The 9484-nt window shown below is 73.0% G+C and carries 9 protein-coding genes, 1 tRNA gene and 1 other RNA gene; 7 read left to right on the top strand and 4 right to left on the bottom strand.

Translation table 11 applies throughout. From position 1 onward, the window contains the following. Window positions 1-157 precede the first annotated feature (157 nt). Window positions 158-880, bottom strand: coding sequence for a siderophore-interacting protein (locus tag IE312_RS32930; protein ID WP_189985897.1), 723 nt, complete (start codon window positions 878-880; stop codon window positions 158-160). Window positions 881-956: 76 nt separating this feature from the next. On the opposite strand from IE312_RS32930, the gene IE312_RS32925 reads away from it, so the two are divergent. The 5 genes from IE312_RS32925 to IE312_RS32905 all read left to right on the top strand — a co-directional run bounded on the left by IE312_RS32925 (window position 957) and on the right by IE312_RS32905 (window position 6717). Continuing rightward, the gene (locus IE312_RS32925; protein WP_189985896.1) at window positions 957-3149 is read left to right on the top strand and encodes a penicillin acylase family protein; all 2193 of its coding nucleotides are present in this window, start codon (window positions 957-959) and stop codon (window positions 3147-3149) included. Continuing rightward, complete coding sequence (locus IE312_RS32920; protein ID WP_189985895.1) at window positions 3142-3729, top strand: GNAT family N-acetyltransferase; 588 nt, start codon at window positions 3142-3144, stop codon at window positions 3727-3729. Before IE312_RS32925 ends, IE312_RS32920 begins: the two co-directional genes overlap by 8 nt. 298 nt (window positions 3730-4027) lie before the next feature. Then, window positions 4028-5782, top strand: coding sequence for a copper resistance CopC/CopD family protein (locus IE312_RS32915; RefSeq protein ID WP_189985901.1), 1755 nt, complete (start codon window positions 4028-4030; stop codon window positions 5780-5782). A 78-nt stretch (window positions 5783-5860) separates the two neighbouring features. Then, complete coding sequence (locus IE312_RS32910) at window positions 5861-6121, top strand: DUF6959 family protein (RefSeq protein WP_189985894.1); 261 nt, start codon at window positions 5861-5863, stop codon at window positions 6119-6121. Window positions 6122-6246: 125 nt separating this feature from the next. Beyond that, a complete protein-coding gene (locus tag IE312_RS32905) occupies window positions 6247-6717 on the top strand; it encodes a hypothetical protein (RefSeq protein ID WP_189985893.1) in 471 nt (156 codons plus the stop codon). A 40-nt stretch (window positions 6718-6757) separates the two neighbouring features. Here IE312_RS32905 and gcvH read toward each other — a convergent pair whose 3' ends face one another. The 3 genes from gcvH to IE312_RS32890 form a co-directional block, all read right to left on the bottom strand. Then, window positions 6758-7138 carry a glycine cleavage system protein GcvH gene (gcvH, locus tag IE312_RS32900; RefSeq protein WP_189985892.1) on the bottom strand — a complete coding sequence of 127 codons (381 nt, stop codon included), beginning with the start codon at window positions 7136-7138 and terminating at the stop codon, window positions 6758-6760. A 108-nt stretch (window positions 7139-7246) separates the two neighbouring features. Beyond that, window positions 7247-8041, bottom strand: a complete 795-nt coding sequence (locus IE312_RS32895; protein WP_189985891.1) for an SDR family NAD(P)-dependent oxidoreductase — start codon at window positions 8039-8041, stop codon at window positions 7247-7249. 264 nt (window positions 8042-8305) lie between these two features. Continuing rightward, a tRNA-Ser gene (locus IE312_RS32890) sits at window positions 8306-8393 on the bottom strand. Between the two features lie 96 nt (window positions 8394-8489). Here IE312_RS32890 and ffs point away from each other — a divergent pair. Together ffs and dnaX are read left to right on the top strand one after the other, a co-directional pair. Continuing rightward, window positions 8490-8588: signal recognition particle sRNA small type (gene ffs / locus IE312_RS32885), an RNA gene on the top strand. An 88-nt stretch (window positions 8589-8676) separates the two neighbouring features. Further along, window positions 8677-9484, top strand: an 808-nt coding sequence (dnaX, locus tag IE312_RS42930; protein ID WP_229900716.1) for a DNA polymerase III subunit gamma/tau, incomplete at its 3' end; no start/stop codon positions are given.

Here is a 9484-nt window from a genome sequence, read left to right as displayed (position 1 = left end):
GGCCGTGGTGGGTGGCCGACTGGGTGGGCTGGGCGTGGCCGTGGTGGGTGGCCGACTGGGTGGGCTGGGCGTGGCCGCGGTGGGTGGCCGACCGGGCCGCAGGGCGTGGCCCCGGCGGGCAGGTGGGCCGGGGCCGGGCGGGGCGGTTGTGTGGGTATTACTCCGCGCGCCAGTACCCCAGCGCGTGCACCCGCTGCTTGGGCACGCCCAGGTCCTTGCGGACGTAGGCCGCCAGCGTGCGGGTGGTCGCCGTGTCGCAGGCGATCCAGACGTACGGCTGCGGGGTGCCGGCGAGGACGGCGGGCAGTTCGGCGCGGACCCGTGCCACCAGGTGGCCGCCCGCGTCCTGGCGCGGTACCGCCCGGATCTCGTGCCGGCCGGGCTCGGTCCGGTACGGCAGCCCCGCCGGTTCACCCTCGAACCAGACGGTGGCCGGGGCCGTACCGAGGGCGCCGAGCAGGGAGTTCATCGCGGGCAGTGAGGCCGGGTCGCCGATGGCGACGACGTGCGAGGGCGCGGGGTCGGGAGGTTGGAAGCCGGTGCCCTGGACGGTGGCCTCGACGGTGTCGCCGGGCCGCGCGGCCCGCGCCCAGTCGGAGGCCGTTCCCGCGTGCAGCGCGAACTCCAGCGCGAAGGTGCCGGTGACCGGGTCGGGGTCGACCAGGGTGTAGGCGCGCTGGTGCGGCCGGCCGTCGGCGGAGAACCACAGTCGTACCCACATGGTGGGGTGGACGCCGGTCGCGGCGAGCAGCCCGCCGTCGCTCACCCGGAGCCGCCGGTAGTGCGGAGTCACGTCCTGCGCGTCGAGCACCGTCAGTACGAAGTCCTTGGCGCGCAGCAGTTTCAGCACCGCGCCTTCCCAGCCCCGCCCCTGCCCCATGACCCCTCCACGGTTCGCGTACGATTCCGCACGTATAAGTTAGGCAAGGCTAACCTAAAACACAGGAGTTCTCCGGGTGACCACCGAGACGTACCGCGACGCCTGGGGCATCCCCCACCTGCGCGCGTCCAGCGCCCGCGAACTCGCCCGGGCCCAGGGCCGCGTCACCGCCCACGACCGGGCCTGGCAACTGGAGGTCGAGCGGCACCGCGCCCAGGGCACCTCCGCCTCCTTCCTCGGCGCCGACGCCCGCTCCTGGGACGTCTTCGCCCGCCGGGCCCGCATCGAGGACACCGCCCGCCGCTGCTTCGCCGCGCTGGAACGCCGGGACCCCGAGACGGCCGACTGGGTACGGGCGTACGCCGACGGGGTCGACGAGAGCCTGCCCGCCGGCGCCCGCCGCGCACCCGAGTTCGCCCGCACCGGCCTGACCCCGGGCCGCTGGCAGCCCTGGACGCCGCTCGCCGTCTGGCTCGCCACGCACATCCTGTTCGCCGGCTTCCCCGCCAAGCTCTGGCGCGAGCAGGCGGTACGGCACCTCGGACCCGGCGCGGTCGGCCTGTTCGCCACCGACGGCCCCGGCACGGCGGGCAGCAACGGCTGGCTGGTCACCGGCGACCGCACCGCCACCGGGCACGCCCTCATCGCCGGCGACCCGCACCGCTTCATCGAGGACCCCGGGGTCTACCAGCAGATCCGCCTGGCCTGCCCCGAGTTCGACGTCATCGGCCTGGCCGTGCCCGGCGTCCCCGGCATCGCCCACTTCGGCCACACCGGCACGGCCGCCTGGGCCATCACCAACGCCATGGCCGACTACCAGGACCTCTACCGCGAGCGCCTCCGCCGCACCGGCGCGGGCATCGAGGCCCTCTCCCCCGACGGCACCTGGCAGCGGGTCACCCGCCACACCGAGACGGTCCACGTCGCCGGCGGACCCCCCGTCGAGATCGAGGTCGTGGAGACACCGCGGGGCCCGGTGATCGCCGGGGGCCCGGAGGGGCTGGACCCGTTCGGCGAGAGCCGCGCGGACGGTACCGGCGCAGTCCCCGGGCCGGTCGGCCGCGGAGCCGAGGCGCTGGCCCTCCGCTACCCGCCCCGCGTCACCGAGGACCTCGGCTTCAGTGCCCTCCTCCCGCTCCTCCGCGCCCGCACGGTCGCCGACATCGACCGCGCCCTGGACGCCTGGACCGAGCCGGTCAACGTCGTACAGGCCGCCGACACCGCCGGAGGCACCCTGCACCGAGTCGCCGGTCACGTCCCCGTCCGCGCGGAGGCCAACCGCCTCCGCCCGGTGCCCGCCTGGGAACCCGGCCACGACTGGCACGGCGCGCACGAGACGCCGTACGCCCGCCCCGCCACCGAGGACGGCATCGCGGTGATGGCCAACGCCCGCGGTCTCGCCACCCCCCTCGGCATCGAGTTCGCCCCGCCCCACCGCGCCGCCCGCATCCGCGCCCTGCTCGACGGGGGCCGCGCCTGGACCGCCGACGACATGCCCGCGATCCACACCGACACCCACCTCGGCTCCGCCGCCCCCCTCCTGGACCACCTGGCCGCACTCACCGGCCTCACCCCCGCCGCCGAGGCCCTGCGCGACCGCCTGCTCGCCTGGGACCGCCGCATGGACGCGGACAGCACCGACGCGGCGGTGTACGCGGCGGTGCGCGGCGCGGTCGTACGCCGGCTCGCCGCCCACCCGGTCTTCGCCCCGCTCACCGCACCCCCCGCCTACCCGGACGTCCTGCTGCCCTGGCTGGCCCTCGTCCCACGCGTCGGTCACGCCCTCGAACACCTGCTGGGTGCCGACGACTTGTACGGCATCGACCGTGCGGCAGCCGTCCGTACCGCCCTGGAGGAGGTCGCCGCCGCACCCCCCGCCGCCCCCTGGTCCGCCACCCACCGCCTGGCCCCCTGGCGGGCGCTGCCGACCGAGCCCCACCTCGCGGCGGACGAGCCCGGTCTCGCCGGCGACCACGACTGCGTGCTGTGCACCTCCGCCGTCCCCGGCCTCACCGACCGCGCCGCCCGCGGCCCGGCCGCCCGGTACGTCTGGGACCTGGCCGACCGCGCCGGCAGCCGCTGGGTGGTCCCCTTCGGCGCCGACGGCGTACCCGGCGCCCCCCACCACCGCGACCAACTCCCGCTGTGGCTGGAGGGACGACTGGTCCCGGTGGTCACCGACTGGACCCTGCTCACCCCCGAACCGGCCGAACGAACCGAACCGGCGGAACCGGCCACCCCCGACCCCACCGAGGAAACCGATGACTGACCTGCACGTCCAGCACATCGACGGCTACGGCACCGTCCGTATCCGCGCCCTGGACCCGGAGGGCGACGCGGACCTGGTCCACGCCTGGGTGAGCGACGAACGTGCCGTGTTCTGGGGCATGAACGGCCTCACCAGGGACCAGGTCGCCGAGATCTACGCCCACATGGGCACCCTCGGCACCCACCACGCCCACCTCGTCACCAAGGACGGCGAACCGGCCGCACTCCTGCAGACGTACGAACCCTCCGCCGACCGGGTCGGCGAGTGCTACGACGTCCGCCCGGGCGACCTCGGCGTCCACCTCCTCCTCGCCCCCGCCGGACCCGACGGGCCGCGTCCCGGCTGGACGTCCGCCCTGCTGACGGCCATCACGTCGTACGCCCTGCTGGTCCTGGGCCGCCGGCGGATCGTGATCGACCCGGACGTGCGCAACACCAAGGCGATCGCCCGCTTCGAACGCCACGGGTTCAGCCGAGGCCCCGCCGTCGTCCTGCCCGAGGTCGACCTGCCCGACGTCCACCTCCCGGAGAAGCACGCACAACTGGCCTTCCTCGACCGGGCGGTAGCCTTCCCCGGGTGACGACACGGCCCGCCCGGCCGCGCGGTACCCGGCCGCGGCCGCCCGGATCGACGACCTGCGCCGCCCCTGACCTCACCCGTCGGTGACGGAGCTGAGCACACCGGCGGTTCTCCGCGTACCTATACCGAGGTGTGCCGTACAGAGGCACCGGCACGGGTGCGCGTGGGGACGGAGGCTGACGACGGTGCTGCGTGACGGAGACCGGCGACCGGGACGACGGCGGGGTTCACAGGGCCCCCAGGGCCCCCAGGGCCCTCGCGGGCCGAGGCCCGCCCGCCGCGCCCTTCTCCTGTCCGTCCTGCTCCTCCCCGCCGTCCTGGCCGGCCTGCTCCTCGGCACCGCGGCCCCCGCCTCGGCCCACGCCGTCCTGCGCTCCACCGACCCCGGCGACGGATCCGTGCTGCGCACCGCCCCCCGCCACGTCACCCTCACCTTCACCGAGTCGGTCGGCCTGCTGACCGACTCCTTCCGGATCTACGACCCCCGCAACCGCCGCGTCGGCACCGGCCCCGCCGACCACGCCCCGGCCGGCTCCGACACGGCCCGCGTCCGCCTGCCCGCGCGCCTCGCCACCGGCACGTACACGGTCGCCTGGCGAGTGGTGTCGGCCGACAGCCACCCGGTGTCCGGCGCGCTCACCTTCTCGATCGGCAAACGCACGGCGGCACCGGCGGCACCGCCCGCGGACCGCGCGGAGAACCGGGCGACCACGGCCCTGCACACCATCGCGCGCTACCTCGCCTACCTCTCCCTGGCCCTGCTCCTGGGCACGGCCGCGTTCGTGGCGTACTGCCGCCCGCCGGCCACCGCCCACCTGCGCACCCCGGCCCTGGCCGCCGCGGCCGCCCTCCTCGTCTCCAGCGCCGCCCTGTACCTCCTGCGGGCTCCCTACGAGGAGGCCGCCGCCCCGACGACCGCCTTCTCCCCGTCCGCCCTCACCCACACGGCGACGACCCGCCCCGGCCGGCTGCTCCTGCTCCGCCTGGCCCTGCTGCTCCTGGCCGCGGCCGCCGTGCCGGTCCTGCGCAGACTCCGCACCCCCCTCCCGCGCCGGGCCGTCCTCGCCGCGGGCGCGGTCCTCGCGACCGCCCTGTCCCTGACCTGGTCGGCGTCGGACCACGCCTCGGCGGGCATCCAGGTCCCGGTGGCGATCGTCTCCTCCACCCTGCACCTGCTGGCCATGGGCGCCTGGCTGGGCGGTCTGGCCGCCCTGCTGTGGACCCTGCGGCACACCCCGGCGCCGGCCGGCCTGCCCGCCTCGGTCCCGGCCCGCTTCTCCCGCCTGGCGTTCACCTCGGTGACGGTCCTGGTGGTGACCGGCGTCTACCAGTCCTGGCGGGGCCTGGGCTCCTGGCAGGCGCTCACGGACACGACGTACGGCCGTACCCTCCTGGCCAAGCTGGCCGCGGTCACCGCGCTGCTCCTGGCGGCGGCCTGCTCCCGCACCTGGACCGCCCGCCTGGTCGGGGCCGCCGCGACCGCCCCCGCCCCCGTCCGCGTCCCCGAACCGGCCACCGGGCCCCCACTTCCGGAACTCCCGCCGGCCCCGCCCGCGAACCCCGCCCTGTCCCTGCTGCGCCGCTCCGTCCTGCTGGAGGCCGTGGCCGGCCTGCTGGTCCTGGCCCTGACCACCCTCCTGACCAGCACCGTGCCCGGCCGCGCGGCGACGGAGCCGGTCCAGGCCGCCGTCTCCCCGGCCACGGGCATCCCGACGGCCTTCGTCACCACGCTCCCCTTCGACACCGGGGCCGCCGGCGGCCGGGGCAAGATCCAGATCACCCTCGATCCCGGGCACGTCGGCACCAACTCCGTGCAGGCGGTGATCTACGGCCCCGACGGCGGCCTCTCCGCGGTCCCCGGACTCCGCCTCACCTTCACGCTCCCCGCCCAGCGCGTCGGCCCCCTGGACACCAAGGTCACCGACCGGGGCGGCTACTGGTCCGTCCCCTCCTTCACCCTGCCCCTGCCCGGTACCTGGACCATGAAGGCCACGGTCCGGGTCTCCGACCTGGACCAGGTGACGGTCTCGACACCGGTACGCGTGACCCGCTGACCCGCCCTCCGGCGCCCGCGCCCGCTCGTTCTCGGAAAACCCGGTCGACGGGACGGGCACGTGGGGTGGGATGGCCCGATGGAACACATCGAGGCAGAACTCCTCACCGACGGCGGCAATGACGCAGTGGTCCGGCTTCCCGGGCGACGCTTCCCCGGACTTCTCCTCCAGGGCGACTCCCTCCACATCCTCCGCGGCGACGTGGCCGAGGTGGCCGCAGCGTGCGAGCGGGGCGACCTGACCGGGGCCCGGGACTCCGCCGGCCTCCTCCTGGCAACCACCCTCCTAACCCGCTACGCCACAGCCTTGCAGGAACACGACATCCCACTGCCCTACTGAGCCGGTCCGAGCAAGTGAGTTCGTGGGAAACAGTGGGAAACAGGGGGAAAGAAATGCGTCTCATCACAGGCTCCGTGGAACCAGTGGGACCAGTAGGACCAGTCCTCTCGGTGAGAAGACTGGGGGTGGCCGGTGCGGTGGCCGTGCTGACTGTGACGGGATGCACCAGCACGGCCCCGGACGGACACCGGGCACCGCTCAGCAGCCCACCGGCCCAGGCGGCCCCGCCCAGCACACCCACCGCCGTTCCCTCCGCGACCGGGAATCCCCGTACCCCGCCGCAGCTTTCTGCGGCCGAGGAGACCTTCATCCGAGCAGGCGGGGAAAAGGCGCCTCGCACGTTCCCCGAAATCCCCCGCATCGGGCAGGGAACCCTGGAAGTCGGCGTGATCTGCTCAGGCTCCGGAACCGTTGACGTCACCGTCGGCTCGATCGTGGACTACACCGTCGTCTGCGCGAACGGCGACCCCGGTCAGCTGAACGAAGTAGGCCTCCGGCGCAGCCGCAACAACGTCACGGTGTCGGTGACGACCCGGACGAGTGGGATCTGGGGACTCTCGGTCGGATGGACGAAGGACAGCGTCACTCCCGGTTGAGCGTGCCGGTCGCCACACCGCCGGCCTGTCACGAGCAGGGTCAGCCGATCAGCTTCGCGTAGGCGGAGGCATCCAGGAGGTTGTCCGTGGAGGCACCGTCCGCCGGCTTGATCTTGAACAGCCAGGCGCCGTAAGCGTCACTGTTCACTTCCTCGGGCGTGTCCGTGGCGTCGATGTTGATCGCGACGACCTCGCCGGTGACCGGGCTGTAGATGTCGGAAGCGGCCTTGACCGACTCGATCACGCCGATGGCATCCCCGGCCTTGACCTGCTTGCCCACCTCGGGCAGCTCAAGGAACACGATGTCCCCGAGTGTGTTCTGGGCGTGGTCGGTGATGCCGATCGTCAGTGTCCCGTCGGCTTCGGCATGCACCCACTCGTGCTCGTCGGTGTACTTGAGACCGGCAGGGACATTCGACATGGCGAGCCTCCTCGCAGACGTGACCAACTGATCACACTGTGTCACACAGGTGTGCTTCTCGGTGTGCTGTGAGTGACGCAGGCCGTTCAGGAGAGCAGGGGCAGGAGATCACAAGGTCTTGACCTGGCCGCCATCGATGGTGAACTCGGCTCCTGTGATGTTGCCGGCGAGCGGGGAGGCGAGGAAGAGAGCCAGGTCGGCGACTTCGTGAGCTTCGGTGACTCGTCCTGTGGAGATGCCCATGCTCTGCGGCACGACTGCGTCCATGGCTTCCTGCGCGGTGGTGCCGGCCTGGGCTGCCGTGGCATCGGCGAAGCCGCCCGGCGCGGTCCAGAAGGGAGTGCGAACCGGCCCCGGGGCGATCGCGTTGACCCGGACGCCGCGCGGTGCGAACTCCTCGGACAGCGACTTGGTCAGGCTGCTCAGCCCGGCCTTGGCCGCGGAGTAGTCCACGACCATGGGGAAGGGCAGACGCGCGTTGATGGAGCTGATGTTGATGATGGAACCCCCGTCCCCGGCCAGCAGGTGAGGGAGCGCGGCGCGGCTGGCCCGGACCGCGCTGAACAGGGTCATGTCGAAGATCCGTTGCCACTCGGCGTCGTCGATGTCCAGGAAGCTAGGACGGGGCGTCGCGGTGCCCAGACTGTTGACCAGGACGTCGACCCTGCCGTACCGGTCCGCCGCGTGTCGGACGAGTGCGCCCGGTCCGTCCGCGGTGGACAAGTCGACCGGGACTGCGGTGACGCCGTACTTCTCGTGGAGCTCTCTGAGCTCGGGAGTGCTGCTCCGGCTGCCGACGGTGACGTGCGCGCCTTCACGGGCGAACGCGTCGGCGATGGCGAGGCCGATGCCCTTGCTCGCTCCGGTGACGACGGCGACCCTGTCCTTGAGCTGGAGGTCCATGGCGGTCCTTTTCCGGGTTGGCCACCCCCTATGTCGAGGGTAGGCAGAACCGGCACCGCCGGCTCGGGCGGCAGTCGGTCCCCGCCTCGTACACGCATGTGACCGGAGTCATGCTCCGGAAAGTCGCTCAGCAAGTCGGAGACGCGCTCTGGGCGCCACCCGGTACCGAAGGAAAAGCCGACCGAGACGGAAACCGAGACGGACAATGTCGAAGGGCCCCACCGCGAACGGTGGGGCCCTTCGACATCGTGCCCGGTGAGGCACTGGCGGAGGATACGAGATTCGAACTCGTGAGGGGTTGCCCCCAACACGCTTTCCAAGCGTGCGCCCTAGGCCTCTAGGCGAATCCTCCGCCGGAAACATTACATGACCGAGGGGAGTGCTCGCGAACCCGTTCCCGCAGGCCCCGATCCGTTACTGCCCTCGGGCCGCGATCGGGTACTGTGGGCGCAGCCCCTCACGCGGCGCTATCTGACTGAACTCCCCCAGGGCCGGAAGGCAGCAAGGGTAGGTCGGCTCTGGCGGGTGCGTGGGGGGCGCTTGCGTTCCCGGGGCCGGGCGGGCCGGAGCCGGGGCCGTGATCGCCGGGCCGCGGGCGGAGCCTGTTGTCAGTGGGCGCCATTAACCTCGTATGCGTGTCGTCTCTCGCGCTGTACCGCCGCTATCGCCCGGAGACCTTTGCCGAGGTCATCGGGCAGGAGCATGTCACCGACCCGCTGCAGCAGGCGCTGCGGAACAACCGGGTCAACCACGCGTACCTGTTCAGCGGTCCGCGCGGCTGCGGCAAGACGACCAGCGCGCGCATCCTGGCCCGCTGCCTGAACTGTGAGCAGGGCCCCACCCCGGCCCCCTGCGGCGAGTGCCAGTCCTGCCAGGACCTGGCCAGGAACGGACCGGGTTCGATCGACGTCATCGAGATCGACGCGGCCTCCCACGGTGGTGTGGACGACGCCCGTGAACTGCGCGAGAAGGCCTTCTTCGGTCCGGCGGGCAGCCGGTACAAGATCTACATCATCGACGAGGCCCACATGGTCACGTCGGCCGGCTTCAACGCGCTGCTCAAGGTGGTCGAGGAGCCGCCCGAGCACCTGAAGTTCATCTTCGCGACCACGGAGCCCGAGAAGGTCATCGGGACCATCCGGTCCAGGACCCACCACTACCCGTTCCGCCTCGTGCCGCCCGGCACGCTCAGGGACTACCTCGCCGAGGTGTGCCAGAAGGAGGACATCCCGGTCGAGGACGGCGTGCTGCCGCTCGTCGTGCGCGCCGGCGCCGGCTCCGTGCGTGACTCCATGTCCGTCATGGACCAGCTCCTCGCCGGCGCCGGAGCGGACGGTGTGACGTACGCGATGGCCACCTCCCTCCTCGGCTACACCGACGGCTCCCTCCTCGACTCCGTCGTCGAGGCCTTCGCCACCGGTGACGGGGCCGCGGCCTTCGAGG

Source organism: Streptomyces capoamus, assembly GCF_014654935.1.
Lineage (GTDB): Bacteria > Actinomycetota > Actinomycetes > Streptomycetales > Streptomycetaceae > Streptomyces > Streptomyces capoamus.
Note: the sequence above shows the minus strand (reverse complement) of the source record. Positions and strands in the feature narration are given on the sequence as shown.

Excerpts from the sequence above, each read along its gene's own strand:
- IE312_RS32920 (WP_189985895.1), top strand. The coding sequence starts at position 3,142 with ATGACTGACCTGCACGTCCAGCACATCGACGGCTACGGCACCGTCCGT.
- IE312_RS32910 (WP_189985894.1), top strand. The coding sequence starts at position 5,861 with ATGGAACACATCGAGGCAGAACTCCTCACCGACGGCGGCAATGACGCA.
- IE312_RS32895 (WP_189985891.1), bottom strand. The coding sequence starts at position 8,041 with ATGGACCTCCAGCTCAAGGACAGGGTCGCCGTCGTCACCGGAGCGAGC.
- gcvH (WP_189985892.1), bottom strand. The coding sequence starts at position 7,138 with ATGTCGAATGTCCCTGCCGGTCTCAAGTACACCGACGAGCACGAGTGG.
- IE312_RS32930 (WP_189985897.1), bottom strand. The coding sequence starts at position 880 with ATGGGGCAGGGGCGGGGCTGGGAAGGCGCGGTGCTGAAACTGCTGCGC.